At 42.9% G+C, this 20879-nt stretch carries 12 protein-coding genes; all 12 read left to right on the top strand.

Annotated elements, in window-relative coordinates:
• Positions 1–4 precede the first annotated feature (4 nt).
• The 12 genes from DYU05_RS00920 (at position 5) to DYU05_RS21375 (ending at position 20736) form a co-directional block, all read left to right on the top strand.
• Entirely contained in the window at positions 5–1603 is a 1599-nt protein-coding gene (locus tag DYU05_RS00920) for a SusD/RagB family nutrient-binding outer membrane lipoprotein (RefSeq protein ID WP_117381113.1), read from the top strand.
• Between the two features lie 59 nt (positions 1604–1662).
• On the top strand, positions 1663–2754 hold the full coding sequence (locus tag DYU05_RS00915; RefSeq protein WP_117381112.1) for an alkaline phosphatase family protein: 1092 nt from the start codon (positions 1663–1665) through the stop codon (positions 2752–2754).
• Between the two features lie 274 nt (positions 2755–3028).
• Complete coding sequence (locus DYU05_RS00910; protein ID WP_117381111.1) at positions 3029–4627, top strand: DUF6377 domain-containing protein; 1599 nt, start codon at positions 3029–3031, stop codon at positions 4625–4627.
• Between the two features lie 641 nt (positions 4628–5268).
• Complete coding sequence (locus tag DYU05_RS00900) at positions 5269–8280, top strand: SusC/RagA family TonB-linked outer membrane protein (RefSeq protein WP_117381109.1); 3012 nt, start codon at positions 5269–5271, stop codon at positions 8278–8280.
• A gap of 40 nt (positions 8281–8320) precedes the next feature.
• Complete coding sequence (locus tag DYU05_RS00895; protein ID WP_117381108.1) at positions 8321–9901, top strand: RagB/SusD family nutrient uptake outer membrane protein; 1581 nt, start codon at positions 8321–8323, stop codon at positions 9899–9901.
• A gap of 74 nt (positions 9902–9975) precedes the next feature.
• Positions 9976–11037, top strand: coding sequence for a SusE domain-containing protein (locus DYU05_RS00890; protein ID WP_117381107.1), 1062 nt, complete (start codon positions 9976–9978; stop codon positions 11035–11037).
• A 66-nt stretch (positions 11038–11103) separates the two neighbouring features.
• Entirely contained in the window at positions 11104–12957 is a 1854-nt protein-coding gene (locus tag DYU05_RS00885) for a glycoside hydrolase family 13 protein (RefSeq protein WP_117381106.1), read from the top strand.
• On the top strand, positions 12954–14351 hold the full coding sequence (locus DYU05_RS00880) for an MFS transporter (RefSeq protein WP_205771754.1): 1398 nt from the start codon (positions 12954–12956) through the stop codon (positions 14349–14351). The genes DYU05_RS00885 and DYU05_RS00880 overlap by 4 nt, the downstream gene beginning before the upstream one ends.
• A 35-nt stretch (positions 14352–14386) precedes the next feature.
• Positions 14387–16342, top strand: a complete 1956-nt coding sequence (pulA, locus tag DYU05_RS00875; RefSeq protein WP_117381105.1) for a type I pullulanase — start codon at positions 14387–14389, stop codon at positions 16340–16342.
• A gap of 47 nt (positions 16343–16389) precedes the next feature.
• Positions 16390–18309 carry an alpha-amylase family glycosyl hydrolase gene (locus tag DYU05_RS00870; RefSeq protein WP_117381104.1) on the top strand — a complete coding sequence of 640 codons (1920 nt, stop codon included), beginning with the start codon at positions 16390–16392 and terminating at the stop codon, positions 18307–18309.
• 409 nt (positions 18310–18718) lie between these two features.
• Complete coding sequence (locus tag DYU05_RS21380; protein WP_205771752.1) at positions 18719–19381, top strand: M13 family metallopeptidase; 663 nt, start codon at positions 18719–18721, stop codon at positions 19379–19381.
• Positions 19363–20736, top strand: coding sequence for a M13 family metallopeptidase (locus DYU05_RS21375; protein WP_317127852.1), 1374 nt, complete (start codon positions 19363–19365; stop codon positions 20734–20736). Before DYU05_RS21380 ends, DYU05_RS21375 begins: the two co-directional genes overlap by 19 nt.
• Positions 20737–20879 lie beyond the last annotated feature (143 nt).

Genomic DNA, 20879 nt, shown 5'->3' with positions numbered 1-20879 from the left:
GATCATGAAAAAAACATTAAAATTATACATACTACCTGTAGCAGTTTTGCTATCGGTAACCGGGTGTAAAAAGAGTTTTGACGAGCTTACTAAAAACACCAACAAACCAAATAATGTATCTGCAGCGCTGTTGCTGAACGGTGTTGAGAACAGCATTGCAGAATTACCGGACGGACAAAAAGAAGTAGTAGACCAATACTATCTGTACAACTATGATTATTACGGCAATAACCGTTATGATTTTGGTGGCGGTGACGACTACTATACTACACTAAAGAACGTGCTGGCTATGGAAAAACAGGCGGCGGCCAGCGGTGGCGCTGCAATAAACCCGTACGAAGCGTTGGGCAAGTTCTTTAAAGCATACCTGTTTACCAAAATGAGCCTGGAGATGGGCGATGTACCTATGACCGAGGCTTTACAGGGCTTAGATAACCTGGCGCCGAAGTACGACTCGCAAAAAGCGGTTTTTAAACAATCTCTGGATTGGTTGGAAAGTGCAAACAGCGACCTGGGCCAAATGATTGCTAAACCTAACGACTTTGGTACCGGCGAAGGCGCGGTGCTGAAGAATGACTTTTATTATAGCAATGATCTTAGCAAATGGCAAAAAGCTGTTAACGCCTTAAGGATACGCTTACTTGTTCAGCTAAGTAAAAAGACATCTGATGCAGATCTGAACATTACCGCACAATTTGCAAATATTATTGGCAACCCATCAAAATACCCCTTGATGACAAGCTCTGCAGACAATCTGCAATATGTGTTTGTATCGCCAAGTAATTACTACCCGCAAAACCCTAACAACTTCGGTCAAAGCGGGTCGCGCAAGAACATGTCCAGCACCTATGTTGGACTGTTGACTTCGCTCAAAGACCCAAGGGTATTTGTAACTGCTGAACCCGTACGCGACCTTGTTGACAACAAAAAACAAAGCGCAACAGATTTCGCCTCTTTTGTAGGTGCAGATGCTGGCCTTGATCAGGGTGTAATGTACAATAATGCAGGCTTACAACAGTACTCGTTCTTAAACCGCAAATACTTTTACTCTACTTATACAGGTGAGCCGAGTATACAGATAGGGTATCCGGAGTTGATGTTTAACGTTGCAGAAGGCATTAACAGGGGTTGGGCAGCGGGCAATGCCGAGACGTGGTACCAGGCGGGCATTAAAGCATCAATGGCATCATACGGTATTCCTGAAAATGGCACCTTCACTGCTTACTTCTATCGCCCGGGTTCTACCAGCGTAACCGCAAGTGGCAACTACGACACCTTCCCTATCAACTTCAGCTTTGCTGATTACTACAATCAATCTGCTGTAAAGTACGCGGCGGGAACAGATGGTCTTACCAAGATATTGAAGCAAAAGTACGCTGCACTGTTCCGCCATTCGGGTTTGGAGTCTTACTTCACTTATCGCCGTACCGGTGTACCAACCTTTACCACCGGGCCAGGAACAGGCAACGGCAACCGTATAGCCCAGCGCTATCAGTACCCGTCTGCCGAGCGCACGGCCAACCGCGCTAATTACCAGGCGGCCCTGGATGCACAGTTTGGCGGTAACGACGACATTAACGGCCTGATGTGGATACTTAAATAATTGAATTAATTACCTGCCGGGCCGTTAGCAATAGCGGCCCGGCTTTTTTACAACCTACCATGAAAAAACTGATCTTAATTGCAGCTATAGCAATTGGCATCCTGCCGGCTTCAGCACAAAAGCATCAAACACAAAATGTGATTATAGTAACTCTTGATGGAATGCGCTGGCAGGAGGTGTTCCGCGGAGCCGACTCAGCACTTATTAGTTCTAACTTCACCGAAGACAAAGAAGAGGTAAGGAAGAAATTCTGGGCAACATCTGCTGAAGAAAGACGCAAGTTATTGTTCCCGTTTTTGTGGTCGGTTATAAGCAAGCAAGGCCAACTATACGGAAACCGCGATTTGGGTAACAAGGATGAAGTAGCCAATCCTTATCGTTTCTCCTACCCTGGCTATAACGAAATATTCACCGGCTTCCCTGACAAGCGGATGAACACCAACGACCCAATTACCAACCCTAACATGAATGTGCTTGAGTACATTAACAAACAAAAGGGTTTCGAAGGCAAAGTTGCAGCTTTCGCATCGTGGGAACGATTTCCGCAGATTTTAAATAAGCAGCGCTCCGGCTTGGCGGTGTATTCTGGTTACGTTGATGTAAATAAGCCCGATGCCAACGAGCGTATAAAATATCTCAACGAATTACAACACAATGTGCCCCATTACCTGGGCGATTCAACCCGTCTAGATTTCATCACCTACGAATACAGCAAAGAATATATAAAACAATTTAAGCCAAGGGTACTCTACATGGCATTTGATGAAACCGACGACATGGCTCATGCAGGCAATTACAAATCTTACCTGGAACGCGCCAAGCAGGAAGACGGGTACATTAAGGCTTTATGGGATATGATACAGAATGATCCGGTTTACAAAAACAAGACAACCTTGCTAATTACCTGCGACCATGGCCGCGGCGAAAAGCCACTAGATTCGTGGAAACACCACGGTGCCGAAGTGGCAGGCGCGGAACAAACCTGGTTTGCAGTCATCGGCCCGGATACGCCCTCATCAGGAGAAGTAAAAACCGCCACGATTAGTTACCACAAACAGTTGGCACAAACTATAGCGCAGCTACTAGGCTTAAACTTCGAGGCTAATGCAGGTCATGAAGTTGGCGACGCTGTCACATCCGTGATGAAGTAGAACAAATTACTAAATCTACTAATACCAGTTACCGAGGGCTGCATTATATAAATGCAGCCCTTTTTGCTTTATATACTCCGTTGTAATTATTGACACATTTACAGCACTACTTTCGCAAAGCTCGTCCTAACTGTAAACTCACGTATTCATTGTAGAGTAAGTACCTAATTGCATAACTTACCAGCGCACTAAACTGATGCTGATTTATGTTGTATAAAGGTGTTATATTAGTTTACTTTTTCGATTGCCAGGCGACACTGGCTTGTTGTTGATTATGAGAGGATTATTGCTCTTTATTTTCAGTCTTTTACCATTTGTACTGTTTGCCGACAACGGCAACGGTGAGCTTTTTGATGAGTTAAAGACAGAGTTTAGCAAAAAACACGCTTACGATAAAAAAAAAGAAGAGCAAATTCAGGTTATTAAAACCACGCTCCGGCAATTACCCGCTAGTGATCTTAACGGCCAGTTTGAGGTTTGTAATAAGCTATATGACGAGTACAAATCTTATCAGTACGACTCAGCTTACGTTTATGCTAACAAGTTACTGTCATTAAGCCAATCACTTCACGACAAGTCCAAAGAAGATTTTAGTAAAATAAAGATGGGCTTTATCCTGCTGTCGTCGGGAATGTTTAAGGAAACCTTCGAGAGCATGCGGGGTATTAACGTAAAAAGCCTGGAAAGTTCCGTTAAAATGGAATATTATTCCATAACCATGCGCGCCTATTATGACCTGGCTACTTATAATAACGACAAGCATTATACACCTGTTTATACCTCACTGGCAAATAAGTATATTGATTCGGCCATAGCTTTAAGTAAACCCGGCTCTTACGATAACTTATATCTTTCCGGATACAAAAAATACAAGAACGGGTTGAATGACTCTGCGGCAACAATATTCTACCAACTCCTAAAGTCGAAGAAGCTTACCGAACACCAGGATGCAATTGTAGAATCTACCTTAAGTAACGTGTACCAAAGCATGTCGCAGCCCGATAAAAGCATCGCGTTGCTTATACGTGCAACCATAAGTGACATTCGCTCGTCTACCAAAGAAACCATTGCATTATTTTGGCTGGCCGAAATATTATACAAAAAGGGCGACATAAAAAACGCCTACGTAGCGCTTGAGCATGCGCTTGACGATGCAGAATTTTATGGTGCCAGGCAGCGAAAAACCCAGATTGGTTCGTTACTGCCCATGGTAGCCTCCGAAAAACTTTTGTTTATAGAACGTGAAGAACGCTTATATATAAGGAGCCTTAGCATGATTACTGCTTTAGCAGTAGCTGTTGTGGTAATTTCTGTCCTTTTATATAAGCGAAATAAAAAACTGAAAGCAAAAGAGCGGGTAATAGAGCGGGTGAACGAAAAGCTTATAGAAGGCACCAAAATCAAGGAAGACTATATTGGCTATTTTTTCAATGTAATATCAGGATACATCCTCCAACTGGAACGCATCAAACGTTCTGTAGATACAAAATTACCTGCAAAACGGTATGAGGATATACAGTTGATGGCTAACAACATCAACATAAAAAAAGAACGGGAAACGCTGTTTAACACCTTCGACCAGGTTTTCTTAAAAATCTTCCCAAACTTTGTTGAAGAGTTTAACACTCTCTTTAAAAAGGAGAACCAAATATGGCCGAAAGAGCATGAGGTACTTACTACCGACCTGAGGATATTCGCTTTAATGCGAATGGGAATTACAGACACAGAGACGATCGCAAAAATACTGGAGTACTCAGAGAAGACCATCTACGTATACAAAATGCGAATTAAAGCCAAGGCACTCATCCATGGTGACGAATTTGACCAGCGAATAATGGCAATTAAAGCCGTTGACACGGGCGCAAAAAACTAACAATGCAACTTCTCCAATCAGGAGCAAAACCGGTACTACTTTCCGTACTTAATACACTAAGGTAAAATACTTCCTTTCTTACTTCCCTTTTTATAAGCCTTATACAAGTTGAGGTTTATGGCTACAAGTTAGATCTTCTAAATTTAGCTCTTTTCGACCCCTCCTATCGCATGGAAATCGATTTTTAAACATGCTTCGTGTATTGAAATATGCTACAGCCGTTAAATTTTTGCAGATTTTTAAAATTTATATTATTGATTATCAATACTATAAATTTAAACAAATCGCCTTTTTATTAAATTTTATGTAAATAAATAGCTTACCGTTTTTCAGCTCATTTAATTTGTATCAGCGAAGCAAATCATCCCGTTAACACTGGATACTCTTCGAAAACAAACCAATTATAATTTATCTGCATAGCAAAAATTTCTGCTTGCATAACAGTTGATCTAATCATATAGGCACTAGTTATGGCCATTGGCAATACACATACTTTATGAATTGCCGGGCCGATTGGAAAGTCTGTAAATAAATATTGATCAACAAAAATTATTAATACGATAACAACCGTGCAGCCTTTAAGCAATTGATGGCTGTAATTAAAAGCAACCAATTTAAACTATTAACCAACTTAAAATTAAATGAGAAACAATTACCTAAAGAAGTATTTGCTCCTTTTTGCAGTGATGCTGATATCGCAAGCGATATTTGCGCAAACAAGAAGCATTACCGGTAAAGTGGTTGACGAGAACAACCAGCCGTTAACAGGTGCAACCGTACTTATTTCTGGCACCACTATGGCCGGTGCTGCTGATCTGAATGGCATTTACAAGATAAACGGAGTGGCGCCGGGTACTTACACCTTAACAGCCAGCTTTATCGGCTATACATCTGCACCTCAAAGTGTAACTGTTGGTACAGATAATGCTACAGTCAATTTTTCTTTACAACCATCATCAAAATCACTGAACGAGATTGTGGTCATCGGCTATGGTACCGTTAAAAAGAAAGATCTTACGGGCGCTGTTACAACAGTGAGTTCAAAAGATTTCCAAACAGGTAACATTACGTCGCCCGAGCAATTAATTGCCGGTAAGGTAGCAGGTGTATCCATAACGCCAAACGGTGGCGCACCAGGCGCAGGTAGTACCATCCGTGTACGCGGTGGGGCATCTATCAGCGCCAGCAACGATCCGCTGATTGTAGTGGACGGTGTACAGTTAAGCAACGACGGTATTGCCGGTGCCCCTAACGCATTAACGCTGATCAACCCGAACGATATTGAAACTTTTACCGTGTTAAAAGATGCGTCAGCAACTGCCATTTATGGTTCAAGGGCATCTAACGGTGTAATTATCATCACCACCAAAAGAGGCGCGACAGGCAAGCCGGTAGTAAATTTAAATACCCAGGTTTCCGCTTCGGTACTTACCAAAGAAGTAAGTGTACTGTCTGCAGATCAGCTGAGGGATTATGTAAAAGCTAACGGTAATGCAACCTTCCAGGGCCTTTTAGGTACAGAAAGTACAAACTGGCAAAAAGAGATCTATCAAACCGCTATCAGCAACGACAATAATCTGAGCGTATCCGGCGGGTTAAAAAATCTGCCATACCGAATCTCTGTTGGGTATTTGGATCAGAAGGGAATTCTACGAACCGGCTACTTAAACAGGGCTTCAGCTTCTATTAACTTGTCTCCAAAACTGTTCGATAATCATTTGAAAATCGATTTTAACGTGAGGGGTACCGCAAGCAAAGCGCGCTTTGCCAACCAGGGTGCAATAGGTGCTGCCATAAGTTTCGACCCTACTAAACCTGTGTTGTCAGGCAACACTAACTACGGTGGCTATTTTGAATACTTAGACAGCGACCCTTCATCGGCAACAGGCCTTAAACAGCTTGCACCACGCAACCCGGTAGGTTTGTTAGAAGAACGTGAAGACAAAAGCGATGTAAAAAGAAGTATTGGTAACCTGCAGTTAGATTATAAATTTCACTTTCTGCCTGATCTGCATGCCAACGTAAACTTTGGCTACGACGCATCTGAAGGTAAGGGTACAATTGTACAGCCTGATTTTGCTGCATCAAGCTTCAGGAGGTATAAAGACGCCAACAACGTATTACATAGTGGTGTAAACAACCAGTATAACAACAAAGTATTAAATACCACATTTGAGGGCTACTTAAACTATGTTAAAGAAGTTAAGGCCATTGATACACGGATTGATGCGGTAGCTGGTTACGCTTATTACGATTACAAAACTACGATAACCAATTACCCGGATCTTACAACAGACGGTACAGTTGTATCAAGCCCAACTTATCCGTTTGATATTCCACGCAACCGTTTGTTGTCTTACTACGGCCGTTTAAACTTAACAATTGCCAATAAATACCTGTTAACAGGTACTATCCGTCGTGATGGTTCATCAAGGTTTAGCCCGTTAAACCGTTACGCGGTATTCCCTTCAGGTGCGCTGGCCTGGAAAATTAAAGAAGAGTCTTTCCTGAAAGACAATACATTATTTTCTGATCTGAAACTGCGTGTTGGCTATGGTTTAACCGGTCAGCAGGATGGTTTATCCAACTACGCTTACACACCATATTATTCACTTAGTTCACAAACCGCTTCGTACCAGTTCGGTAATACATTTTACCAGTTATACCGCCCGATTGCTTATGACCCTAAACGTAAATGGGAACAGAGTGCTACCACAAATGCAGGTATCGATTTCGGTTTCCTTGGCGGACGCTTAACGGGTAGCATCGATGCCTATTACAAAGAGACCAAAGACCTTTTGGCACCAGTTAACGTAGCTGCGGGTGCAGGGTTCTCTAATACATTTGTTACCAACGTTGGTACCATGACCAATAAGGGTATCGAGGTATCGTTAAATGCACAAGTGGTGAGAAGTAAAGATGTAGCCTGGGATGTTGCCTTTAACGCCACTTACAACCAAAACAAAATTACAAAGTTAACTTTCGTAAATGATCCTAACAGTACGGGGATTGCGTCTGGCGGTGTATCAGGCGGAACAGGCTCTAGCGTACAGCGTATTATTGTTGGTCAGCCTCGTGGTGCATACTACGTTTACCAGCAGGTGTATGGTACAGATGGTAAACCGTTAGATAACGTGTACGTAGACAGAAACGGTGATGGATCTATTAATGATAAAGACCTGTATCTATACAAACAGCCGGATCCTAAGTATATATTCGGTTTCTCCAGTAATGTTAGCTACCGCAACTTCAATCTTGCTGTAGTAATGCGTGCTAACGTAGGTAACTATGCCTACAATAACGTTTATTCAAGTACAGGTACCAGAAACAGCATTCTTAATCCGCTTGGTTATTTAAATAACGGCTCCACCAATGTATTGGAAAGTGGCCTGATAGGTGCAAACGATAAAAATGTTTTATCTGATTACTACATCCAGAATGCATCATTCGTGAAGATGGACAATGCGAGCCTTGGTTACAACTTTGGTAAAATACTAGGCGGCTCTGCACAGCTTAGCGTAAGTGGCAACGTGCAAAACGTGTTTACTATCACCAAATATAAAGGGGTAGATCCGGAAGTAAACGGTGGTATAGATAATAACATTTACCCACGCCCGCGTACTTACGTACTAGGCGTAAACCTGAAATTTTAACTCAATCGTATATTAACGTATACAGCTAATAATAAGCGATATGAAAAAGAACTTTTTAAAAGCATTTACAATTACAGTGCTTACAGGCAGTGTATTTTCGTGTGACAAAAAACTCGATTTACTGCCAACAAACGACATCACCTCGGCAACGGTTTACAAAAATGCCGACGGTTACAAACAGGCATTTGCCAAAGTTTACGGCTCCTTTGCCTTAACAGGTAACCAGGGCCCTGCCGGTAACGGCGACGTACAAGGCATAGACGAGGGTACATCAGACTTTTTACGCCTTTATTGGAAAGCGCAAGAACTAAGCACAGACGAAGCTGTAATTGCCTGGGGCGATGTAGGCATACAGGACTTCCATAACATGAACTGGTCTGCAGCCAATCCTTTCCTGAAAGGCCTTTATTACCGTAGTTTGTACCAAATCACGCTGGCTAACGAATTCATCAGGCAATCTGCCGATGACCAGTTAAGCAGCCGCGGTATCTCCGGAGAGGACGCAGATAAAATCCGCAGGTTCAGTGCTGAGGCTCGTTTCCTTAGGGCATTTCAATACTGGGTTTTGCTTGACCTCTATGGTTCAGTACCATTGGTTACAGAAAGTGACCTAATAGGTGTTACCGTACCTAAACAAGCAGATCGCAAAACGCTCTTCAATTATGTTGAATCGGAATTGAAAGCCATAGAACCAACATTAGCTGCGCCAAAATCAAATGAATACGGCCGTGCCGACCAGGCTGCTGATTGGGCTTTACTAGCCAGGCTTTATTTGAATGCCGAAGTTTATACTGGCACAAAAAGATTTGATGACGCTATTACTTATGCCAACAAAGTTATTGGTTCCGGTTACTCACTTATAAGCAATTATCAGTGGTTAATGCTTGCCGACAATCAGCAAAACACCAGCGAAAACATCTTTACTATTAATTATGATGGCTTACGCACCCAAAGCTACGGCGGTACAACTTTCCTGACCCACGCACCGGTTGGCGGCTCAGAATCTGCCAGCAACTTCGGTATCAGTGGCGGTTGGGGTGGCGCACGTACTACCAAGAACCTGCCCAACCTTTTCCCTGATTATACAGGAGCTGCAGACAAACGCGCACAGTTCTACACTAACGGCCAGAACTTAGAGATTAAAGATCAGGGTGCATTTACCGATGGCTTTGCCGTTACCAAGTACCGCAACGTTAACCGTTCAGGCGCAGCCGGCCAAAGCCTTGATTTTGCTGATGTTGACTTTCCACTTTTCCGTCTGTCAGAGGTGTATCTTATTTACGCAGAAGCCGTTTTGCGCGGAGGCGCTGGCGGTAATTTAGGTAATGCGTTAACTTATGTTAACAATATCCGCACACGTGCTTATGGCAATACAAGCGGCAACGTAACCTCTATTTCGCTGGATTTTATCTTGGACGAAAGGGCACGCGAGCTGTATTGGGAAGGTTTCCGCCGCACTGACCTTATTCGTTTCGGTAAATTTACCACAGGCACTTACCTGTGGCCATTTAAAGGTGGTGTTGCCAACGGTAAAAGTGTAGAAGACTTCAGGAACATCTACCCTATCCCAACAGACGATATTACAGCCAACCCTACACTAAAACAAAATCCGGGTTACTAAAACAACTTACAGGCCCGGCATTGCCAGGCCCGTAATACTGCTATAATTTAAACGTATTCAAACAAGATTTTACAATGAAAAGAATCATTACCAAATTTTTAGCATTCAGCTGCCTTGCCGTATTTGTGCTGGCATCATGCAAAAAAGATGAAGTACGGGTTACAGCACAACCAGCCACTGGGGGTGCCTTAGCGGCTTCAACAACCAGCCCGGCACTTTCAAAAGCTAATTTAACCCAAACAGCAATTACCATAACAGCCAGCCCGCAAGATTATGGGTACAAAGCGGCGGTAACCAACACCCTGCAAATTGCGGCTAAGGGCACTAACTTTGCTTCTCCAACAGAAGTCGCATTAGCAACTGGCGCGTTAACCAAAACCTATACCGTACAAGACTTCAATAATTTGCTTTTAGCCATGAATATGCCAAGTGGTGCTGCTGCGCAAATAGAAATGCGGTTAAAATCATCTTTAAGCTCAACTACTCCGGGTAACATTGCTTACTCAAATGTAGTTACAATTACCGCTACTCCGTTCGCCTTGGTGTCTTACGTTTATGTGCCGGGTGCTTATCAGGGCTGGAACCCACCAACTGCCGATAGCTTGCAATCTGCAACAGGCAATGGCATTTATACGGGTATAATAAACTTCACTACTGGTAATTTAGATTTTAAGATAACACCTGAAAAGAAATGGGATGTTGCTTATGGTATAGTTAGCGGCAGCGCAATTAGCACATCCGGAGGGAACATAAGTGCACCTGGTGTAGGTCAGTACTTTGTAACGGTAGATTTAAATGCAAAAACGATTACAATGGTAGCCGTTGATGCTTACTACAGCCTGATAGGCGACGCAACAGCCGGTGGATGGGGCAGCGATACTGATATGAAGTTTAACAACGGTACACGCGCTTGGGAAATCACTCTTCCGCTTATTTCGACAGGGCACTTCAAAGTAAGAAAAAATCACGATTGGGGAACCAGCTACGGCGTTCCTAAAACTGGCGCGGACGGCGCAACTCTGGCATCGAGCAACTCCGACGATATCCCGGTTGCAACAAATGGAACTTATAAATTCACGTTCACGCCAATCGGCACAGATAACGCGAAAGCTGCGTACACACTGGTAAAACAGTAGTACGCTAAGGCTGGCCTTTTAAAGTAGGCTGGCCTTTTATTATTCCGGTTCTTAACTTACACCATTATGAAATTAAGGTTTAATATTACGCTGACCTTTTTGTTATTGTCAGGCTGCCTGCTGGCGCAAATTCCTGCCCTTGAACGGATAGAACCTGCTTTTTGGTGGGTAGGTTTCAAGAATCCTAAAGTACAGCTTATAGTACATGGTGACAAAATATCTGCAAGTGCTGTGAGCTTAAGCTATCCGGGGGTGAAACTTACTGCAGTGCATAAAGTAGAGAATAGCAATTACTTGTTTCTTGATCTTAACATTGGCGCGGCAACCCGCCCGGGCAAATTCCCTATCACCTTTAAGCAAGCTGGGAAAAAAGATGTGGTTTACACCTATGAGCTTAAGCAGCGAAATAAATCAGGACAATGGGCGCAAGGAGTAACCAATAAAGATTTGATATATCTGCTGATGCCCGATCGTTTTTCAAATGGTGATCCGTCTAACGATGTGGTACCAGGCATGTTAGAAACAGGGCTGCACCGAGATTCGATGTATTCTCGTCACGGCGGAGATATACAAGGGTTAATCAACCACCTCCCCTACCTCAAAGACTTAGGTGTAACTGCAATATGGATGACACCCGAGATAGAGAACGATGAGCCGCATGCATCTTACCATGGCTACGCCGTTACAGATTACTATAAAATAGACAGGCGTTTTGGCACCAACGAGTTATTTAAAACTTATGTTGCCAAAAGCCACGCGATGGGATTAAAAGTGATAAAAGACCTCGTACACAACCATATTGGCACCGAAAGCTGGCTTATACAAGATATGCCGATGAAAAGCTGGGTGCACCAATGGCCTAAATACACAAATTCTAACTTCCGTGATGCTGCAGTGATGGACCCACATGGTGCTGCTGCTGACAAAAAGCAGATGCTGGATGGATGGTTTGACAAACGCATGGCTGATGTAAACCAAAGCAACCCTTACGTGCAAAACTATCTTACGCAAAACCACATATGGTGGATAGAATACGCTGGTATAGATGGATTAAGACTGGACACTTACCCTTACAATGACGCTGCATACATGGCAGACTGGGCCAGGAAAATAAAAGCAGAGTTTCCTCACCTTTCCATCTTTGGTGAAACATTGGTATGGTCTGTTGCTAACCAGGCGTATTTCACACAAGGAAATACAGTAAACCGTGGCTTTGACACTCAGTTACCCGGCATTACCGACGCGCAGATCAAAGACGCTATTACCGAAGCATTAAATGGAAAAGAAGGATGGACAGATGGCGTGAACAGGTTGTACAATATTGTAGCACAGGATTTTATGTATCAGGACGCCACGCGCAATACAATTTTTTTGGACAATCATGATATGAGCAGGTTCTACTCTGTGGTGAATGAAGATTTTACAAAGTTTAAATCTGGTATGGCCATGCTGTTAACTATGCGCGGTGTACCGCAAATGTACTACGGCGATGAAATATTAATGAAAGGCTATTCCAACCCGGACGGGCTTGTTCGTGAAGATTTTTCCGGCGGATGGGCTGGCGACAGAAAAGATAAGTTCACCGCTGATGGTCGTGATAAACAGGAAAACGAAGCTTTTAATTATGTGCGTACCCTGGCCAACTATCGTAAAACCACACCAGCGCTGCAAACCGGCAAGCTTATGCAATACATACCGCGAAATGGCATTTACACCTACTTTAGGTACGATGCGCAAAAAACCGTTATGATAACCTATAACGGCGGCGAAAAAGATGCTGTTTCAAATGCTGAAGACTTTAAGGAGCGCACAACTGGTTTTACAACTGGCACTAACATTATAACTCACGAAAAACTGGGTAATTTAAAGCAGCTAAACATCCCTGCAAAAACCGCCCTGGTAATAGAACTAAGCAAATGACAGTTTTAACAGAACAGGCAACGGGGCAAGCTATTGTAGAACCGCACAAGGTTATTGAGCGCCCGCAACTTACCTTCTGGCAGATATTCAATATGAGCTTTGGCTTTTTGGGTATTCAGTTTGGCTTTGCGCTTCAAAACGGCAACGCATCACGCATATTGCAAAGCTTTGGTGCAGATGTGGAGCACTTGTCACTATTTTGGCTTGCGGCGCCAATTACCGGCATGATCGTTCAGCCTATCATAGGGCATTACAGCGACCGCACCTGGAACCGCCTGGGCCGTCGCAAGCCGTATTTTTTAACAGGTGGCATTCTGTCTGCTTTGGCGTTACTATTTATGCCAAACTCAGCTATGCTGATGTTTTTACCACCGGTAATGGTAGGTGCAGGTATCCTTATGATAATGGATGCGTCTTTTAATGTTGCGATGGAACCCTTTCGGGCGTTAATCGGTGATAACTTGCCGGATAACCAACGCAGTTTAGGATTTTCTATCCAAACGTTTCTGATTGGGCTGGGCGCTGTTACGGGTTCTGTACTACCTTGGCTTATTAGTTACTTCATGGGTACCAAAGCAGCAGCTCCGGGTCATGTACAACCAAATGTGATTTACTCCTTTTATGTAGGGGCTGCTGTAATGATTATTTGCCTGTTGTGGACAGTTCTGCGAACCAAAGAGTACTCACCTACCGAATATGCGCAATTTCACCCGGAAGAAGCAGAAGCGGAACAGTCCAACGGATTAGGTGAAATTATAAAGGATTTTAAACGTATGCCAATGGCGATGAGGCAACTGGGTTTAGTGCAATTCTTCTCCTGGTTTGCGTTATTCTCTATGTGGGTATTTGCGTCGCCCGCCATCGCTACCCATGTTTTTCATGTAGATTTAAAAGATACAACATCCGTCAATGCGGCAAAAGCCGGCGATTGGGTAACGCTAATGTTTGGGGTTTATAACGGTATCTCAGCGTTGTACGCTTTATGCTTGCCAGCCATTGCCCGCGCAACAAGCCGTAAGCTGGCACATTCATTTTCGCTGATAGCAGGCGGTATAGGGTTGATCTCTATCTTCTTTATTCAAAATCAATACATGCTTATTATCAGCATGGCAGGTATTGGTCTTGCCTGGGCAAGCATATTGGCTATGCCTTATGCGATCCTTTCAGGTTCTATCCCCGCTAAGAAGATGGGCGTTTACATGGGGATCTTCAACTTCTTTATCACTTTTCCACAGATCATAAATGGCTTTTTCGGAGGCTGGATTGTAAAGAACCTTTTTGGCGGACAAGCCATTTACGCGCTGGTGCTTGCAGGCATTTTCATGCTTTGTGCTGCGGTATCTGTGATATATGTACAAGACGGTAAAGACATCAAGTATCAAAAAATCAAATAGCAGAAAATCAGATGAAGGGGTGTAGGTTTTACGTAATGATACTTTTATTGGTGATCACTTTAACATCACTCAGGCCGGTAGCAGATAACTATCCGGTTTATAACGGAACTGACCTGGGCGTCACCTATTCCCCTTTAAAAACAGTATTCAAAGTTTGGGCGCCTCAAGCATCGGCTGCTAAGCTTCGCCTGTACTCCAAAGGCCACGGCGGTAATGCGCTCCAAACGCTTGACTTGAAGCAACAAGAGAATGGTGTTTGGTCGGCAACGGTGTTAAAGGATATTAAAAACCAGTATTATACCTTTCAGGTGATGCAAGCCGGTAAATGGTTGCTGGAAGTGCCTGATATGTATGCTAAAGCCGTAGGTAGTAATGGAAAACGCGGCATGGTAGTTAACCTGGCAGAAACAAACCCTGCTGGCTGGGCTGCTGATAAAAAGCCGGCATTAAAGAACTTTACCGATATAGTACTGTACGAGACTCATGTAAGAGACATTTCCATTGACCCAAATTCCGGGATTACACATAAAGGAAAATTTCTGGGCTTAGCCGAAGTGGGTACCAGAAGCACCGACGGCCAGTTTACAGGATTAAGCCATATGAAAGAGCTGGGTATAACCCATGTTCATCTACTCCCCTCTTTTGACTTTGCTACAATTGATGAATCTAAATCATCAAACGGTCAGTACAATTGGGGTTATGACCCACAGAACTATAACGTACCTGAAGGTAGCTACGCAACCGATGCATATAACGGTAATGTTCGCATCCGCGAATTTAAGCAGATGGTAAAAGCCATGCACGCTAACGGGCTGAGGGTAGTTTTAGATGTAGTTTACAATCACACAAATGATACTGAACACTCGGTATTTAATCAGTTTGCACCGGGATACTTTTACCGCAAAACTGCTTCGGGCCAATACTCCAATGGAACGGGATGTGGTAATGAGACTGCATCTGAACGGCCGATGATGCGCAAATTCATGATCGAATCGGTATTGTATTGGGCCAAAGAATACCACATTGATGGTTTTAGGTTTGACTTGATGGGAGTGCATGACATTGCTACTATGAACGCGTTAAGTGATGCGCTTCACAGATACGACCCCACTATATTTATCTACGGCGAAGGCTGGACCGCTGGTGATAGCGTATTGCCTGACAGCCTGCGTGCAACCAAAGCCCACACAGCACAACTACACCAGATAGCCGCATTTGGGGATGACATGCGAGACGGACTTAAAGGTGGCTTTAGTGATGTAAAATCCCGAGGGTTTGTGAGTGCACAGGCTGGTACCGCAGAAAGTGTAAAATTTGGCATTGCCGGTGCAGTACAACACCCCCAAATAGATTACAGTGCTGTAAATTATTCTAAAGTGCCATGGGCTAGTCAACCCTACCAGGCTATAAGTTATGCATCCTGCCATGACGACAATTCTTTGTTCGATCGCCTTAAAATAGCTAATCCTGATGCTACTGAAGCAGAGTTGATAAAGATGGATAAACTTAGCAATACAACAGTGCTTACCTCACAAGGTATATCGTTTTTGCACTCGGGTGCAGAATTCCTGCGAACTAAGAAAGGAGTAGCCAACTCTTACAAATCGCCAGATAGTATTAACCAGATTGACTGGTATCGCAAAACTCATTATAAGGCTGTTTATGATTACTACAGGGGTCTTGTTAATTTACGTAAAAGTCATCCGGCATTTCGAATGCCAACAACTGAACTGATTCAGAAGCACCTCAGTTTTATAACAACGAACGACAAGGAACTAATTGCTTACACATTGAACGGCAACGCGAATAGAGATAAGTGGACCACTATTATGGTTATCCTTAACGGCAATGCTTCTGCAAAGCAATATAAATTGCCGGCCGGCAACTGGACAATCGTAGCTGACGGTGACAAAGTGAACCAGCAAGGCATTTCTACCGTTAGCAATATTATTACCATACCTGCAACTACCGGTTATATTTTACATCAATAAAATCAACAAAACATAACAGCTGAAGCTGTATTAACAAACCTGTACTTATGAGAAGGATTATTTTACTAACGGGAATCATTGGCTTGCTGTTGGGCACCGTAAGCTGTAGCAAAAAAAATGTTGATCCCGGCACGCCAACAACCGGCGGAGGTGGCGTAGTTAACCCACCAGTAACCAATGGTAAAGCACTGCCCGTTGGTGCGGGCGACGGAGTAACGTTTATCAACTCTGGTACATCTGCCATATTTAACTTATATGCACCCGGCAAAATCTCAGTTGGTGTAATTGGCGAGTTTAACAACTGGCAGCCTACTGCAATGAACGTTACCCCTGATGGAAATAACTGGTGGGTACAAATAGACAATCTTGATGCTAATAAAGAGTATGCTTATCAATTCTTGGTTGATGGTAATTTAAAAGTGGCCGATCCCTACTGTGAAAAAGTGCTTGATCCTGCAAATGACCAATATATACCGGCTTCTGTTTACCCTGCCTTAAAGCCCTACCCTGCCGGCCAGGATGGTATAGTAAGTATTATGCAAGCTAATCAGCCGGCTTATGCCTGGAAAAACACCAACTTTGTTCGTCCGGACAAAAATAAGCTGGTTATATATGAACTGCATGTGCGCGATTTTGTTGGCACACACAGTTACAAGACAATAAAAGATACTTTAGATTACCTAAGTAACCTGGGTGTTAATGCAGTGGAACTAATGCCGATAAACGAGTTTGAAGGCAACCTGTCGTGGGGATATAACCCTTCGTTTTACTTTGCAGTAGATAAATACTATGGTACAAAGAACGATTTAAAAGCGCTGATTGACGAGTGCCACTCCAGAGGCATAGCGGTAATATTGGACATGGTACTCAATCATTCTTTCGGACAATCCCCGATGGTGCAGCTTTACTTTGACAAGGCTACACAAAAACCTACAAGTACCAGCCCATGGTTCAACGTGAACCCAACCCATCCATACAACGTTGGGTACGATTTTAATCACGAAAGTGCCGCAACCAAATACTTTGCAAAAAACGTAATGAAGTTTTATATGACTCAGTTTAAAATTGATGGCTATCGTTTTGACCTTGCAAAGGGATTCACCGAAAAAGTAAGCAGCGACGATGCTTCATTTGCCGCCTATGACGCAAGCCGTGTTGCCATATGGAACGAGTACAACAACTTTATTAAAAGTATAGACAATAATAACTTTTATAACATATTGGAGTTTTTCGGCAGTGACCGCGAAGAAAAAGAGTTATCAGATAACGGCATGATGTTTTGGAGCAACGTTAACTACAATTTCAATGAGGCTACAATGGGTTATGTACCCACATCAAACATCTCGCGGCTTTATTTTACCAGTCATTCGGGTTTCTCCCAGCCAGACAACCTGGTTACCTATATGGAAAGCCATGACGAAGAACGCCTTATGTTTAAAAACCTGCAATATGGTAATACATCAGGTGCAAACGGCTACAGCGTAAAAACACTGTCTACAGCATTAGCACGCCAGGAAGCAGCGGCAGCATTCCTATTAACTGCACCCGGGCCGAAAATGATATGGCAATTTGGAGAATTAGGTTACGACGTTTCTATTGATCAGAACGGGCGCACCGGAGAAAAGCCCATCCATTGGGAATACAATAAAGATCCGCTGCGCCATAAACTTTATGCAGCATTCGCTAAGTTGATTAAAATGAAAATCAGCAATCCGGTATTCTCAACATCAACTATCACTGCCAACTCGTCGGGTTCTGTTAAAACAGCGTACTTAACAGGTTCGGGGCAAAACGTAGTTGTTGTTGGCAACTTTGATGTGAATAGTCAATCAGCTACAGTGGCATTCCCTAGTGCAGGTACATGGTACGACTACATGACGGGAACATCCATTAACGTTACGTTACCGTATAACGCTACTTATGCGCCAGGTGAATATCATATTTATAGCAACTTAGTATTAAAATAATCGGGTAACCTAATAAACGGTGGTCTTATTAACAGCAGCTTGATGGAATCACAACGTTAATTTGGCATAAAAGTCTCAAACGATGCCTATAGGTATGCTTAACAATGTGATTTTTGTTGTCACATCGTTAAGCAATTTATATCAATAACTAACCAACCGACGGAAGGCGGATCTCATCTACCGACGCACCTGAACGCCAAATAAAGGTGTAGTATTCAACAGCTGAAAGCAACTTGCGTCTCCTTATATTTTTCTTAATGTGCGGTTTAAATCCTATTCAACACAGCTATTGGGTATACTCCGCAATAAAATCGTAGCAACTTCAATTAAGACTTACGCGACAAACAGGATTAGCCTGTGCTTTTTGGCGACTTAGATACAATTACTACCTTTAAACAAATCTTATTTTATGAAACGGGTAGCTACGCTTTGTTTAACCTTACTATTTCTTCTCGCTTACAATTATTCAAATGCACAGCATAAAAGCTTTGTGGATGTACCGGGGCTTGACCCCTCTGTTAAGCCAGGCGATAATTTCTTCAGGTATGTAAACGGGCGCTGGTACGATACCGCAAAAATAGATAATGACCAGGCGGGTGTAGGCTCTTACTCGTTTTTAAACATCCCGCAGAAGCGTTTACTGCAAAATATTCTGGATAGCGTATCTAAAACAAAAAACACCGCTGGCAGCATTGAACAGAAGGTTGGAGACTTTTATGCTTCAGGTATGGATATGGCAACTATTAATAGCCGCGGATATGCACCTCTTAAGCCTATACTTGCGCGTATTGAAGCTATAAACAGCATATCTATGCTTCTGAAATTCATCGCAGCTGAGACAGCTGCGGGCGACCGTTTATTAATCAGCTTCGGCGTATCCCCTGATAACAAGAACAGTTCGATTAACATAGCCCATGTTTACCAGGCAGGCATCAATTTGCCAGAAAACGGTTATTATTTTAAAACAGATTCAACAACGCTGCAGGTTCAAAAAGCTTATAAAAACTACTTACAAACTTTGTTTCAGCTGACAGGAAGCAGTCATTCGCAAGCATTAAGAATGCGGATATAGTCTACTTAATAGAAAAGGAGTTAGCTGCAGGTAGCAGAACCAATATTGAGTTAAGAGATGTTAACGCAAACTTTAACAAAAAGGCTGTATCTGCTATGTCAAAAAGTCAACCGAATATCGGGTGGACTACTTTGCTCGCCGGAATAGGTGCCACTACCGACTCCATTGACATGGCGCAGCCAGGTTACTATGACAAGTTAAATACAATGTTAAAGTCGGTTAGTCTTACCAACTGGAAAACCTATTTGAAAGCTGCTACGATTCAAAACTATGCACCTGTTCTAAGTCAGCCATTTATAAACGCTTCATTCGAGTTTAACAAAGTCCTGTCAGGTGAGGATACACAGAAGTCGCGCCGCCAGACTATGACCGCGATTGTAGACAACCTGTTAGGACAGGCATTAGGGCAGTTGTATGTAAAGCGGTATTTTAATGAAGATGCCAAAAAGCGCGTGCTTACCCTTGTGAATAATTTACAAAAAGCATTTGAAAACCGCATTAATCAGCTTGATTGGATGAGCGATAGCACAAAAGTGAAAGCCAAAGAAAAACTGTACACCATCATAAAGAAAATAGGCTATCCAGATAAGTGGCGGAACTACGATAATGTGCAGATTACCCGGACCAAACTATTTGAGAACATAATATCGCTTAATAAAAACGACTTTAAATACGAGCTGGCAAAGCTAAATAAGCCTGTTGATAAAACAGAGTGGCAAACAACACCATCAACGGTTACTGCTTACTACAATCCGCCAGTGAATGAAATTGTATTTCCTGCCGGTATACTTCAGTACCCTTACTTCGACTTCTCAGCAGATGATGCCATCAATTACGGTGGAATAGGCATGGTGATAGGTCATGAAATGACACACGCCTTTGACGACCAGGGTGCCCAATTTGATAAAGATGGAAATGTAAAAAACTGGTGGACAAAAGAAGATTACAGGAAATTTAAAGAGAGAACTACAAAGCTATCTGAATTGTATAGCACTTTCACTGTGTTGGACACAGTGCATATTAAAGGACCTTTGACCCTGGGCGAGAACACTGCAGACAATGGTGGCATAGCTATCGCCTACGATGCCTTTAAAATGACGGAACAGGGCAAAGGCAATGAAAAAATTGATGGTTTTATGCCTGACCAGCGCTTCTTCTTATCTATAGCAAGAATATGGCGAGTAAAAACCAGAGACGCTTTTCTGCGTACTTATGTAAACACCAACCCGCATTCGCCGGCCATGTGGCGGGTAAACGGACCACTTATGAACTTCGCGCCTTTTTACCGGGCTTTTAACATACAACCAGATGATAAAAACTATAAAGCAGAAAACGAAAGAGTAAGAATTTGGTGATAAAACAACGAGCTGAATTTTTCAGGCATCAAATTACGTTACTATTGAAGAAATAACAGAAGCATTAAGCCGTATCGAAAAACGGCTTAATGCTTTTTATAATAAAGCCTCAGGATTTAAAACGCGTTAAGGACTTTTTTAAT

This window comes from Mucilaginibacter terrenus, assembly GCF_003432065.1.
GTDB lineage: Bacteria > Bacteroidota > Bacteroidia > Sphingobacteriales > Sphingobacteriaceae > Mucilaginibacter > Mucilaginibacter terrenus.
This window is presented reverse-complemented; position numbering and strand designations above follow the sequence as displayed.

What these genes read in the sequence shown, in the direction of transcription:
- DYU05_RS00920 (WP_117381113.1), top strand. Translation starts at nt 5, where the DNA reads ATGAAAAAAACATTAAAATTATACATACTACCTGTAGCAGTTTTGCTA.
- DYU05_RS00915 (WP_117381112.1), top strand. Translation starts at nt 1,663, where the DNA reads ATGAAAAAACTGATCTTAATTGCAGCTATAGCAATTGGCATCCTGCCG.
- DYU05_RS00910 (WP_117381111.1), top strand. Translation starts at nt 3,029, where the DNA reads ATGAGAGGATTATTGCTCTTTATTTTCAGTCTTTTACCATTTGTACTG.
- DYU05_RS00900 (WP_117381109.1), top strand. Translation starts at nt 5,269, where the DNA reads ATGAGAAACAATTACCTAAAGAAGTATTTGCTCCTTTTTGCAGTGATG.
- DYU05_RS00895 (WP_117381108.1), top strand. Translation starts at nt 8,321, where the DNA reads ATGAAAAAGAACTTTTTAAAAGCATTTACAATTACAGTGCTTACAGGC.
- DYU05_RS00890 (WP_117381107.1), top strand. Translation starts at nt 9,976, where the DNA reads ATGAAAAGAATCATTACCAAATTTTTAGCATTCAGCTGCCTTGCCGTA.
- DYU05_RS00885 (WP_117381106.1), top strand. Translation starts at nt 11,104, where the DNA reads ATGAAATTAAGGTTTAATATTACGCTGACCTTTTTGTTATTGTCAGGC.
- DYU05_RS00880 (WP_205771754.1), top strand. Translation starts at nt 12,954, where the DNA reads ATGACAGTTTTAACAGAACAGGCAACGGGGCAAGCTATTGTAGAACCG.
- pulA (WP_117381105.1), top strand. Translation starts at nt 14,387, where the DNA reads ATGATACTTTTATTGGTGATCACTTTAACATCACTCAGGCCGGTAGCA.
- DYU05_RS00870 (WP_117381104.1), top strand. Translation starts at nt 16,390, where the DNA reads ATGAGAAGGATTATTTTACTAACGGGAATCATTGGCTTGCTGTTGGGC.
- DYU05_RS21380 (WP_205771752.1), top strand. Translation starts at nt 18,719, where the DNA reads ATGAAACGGGTAGCTACGCTTTGTTTAACCTTACTATTTCTTCTCGCT.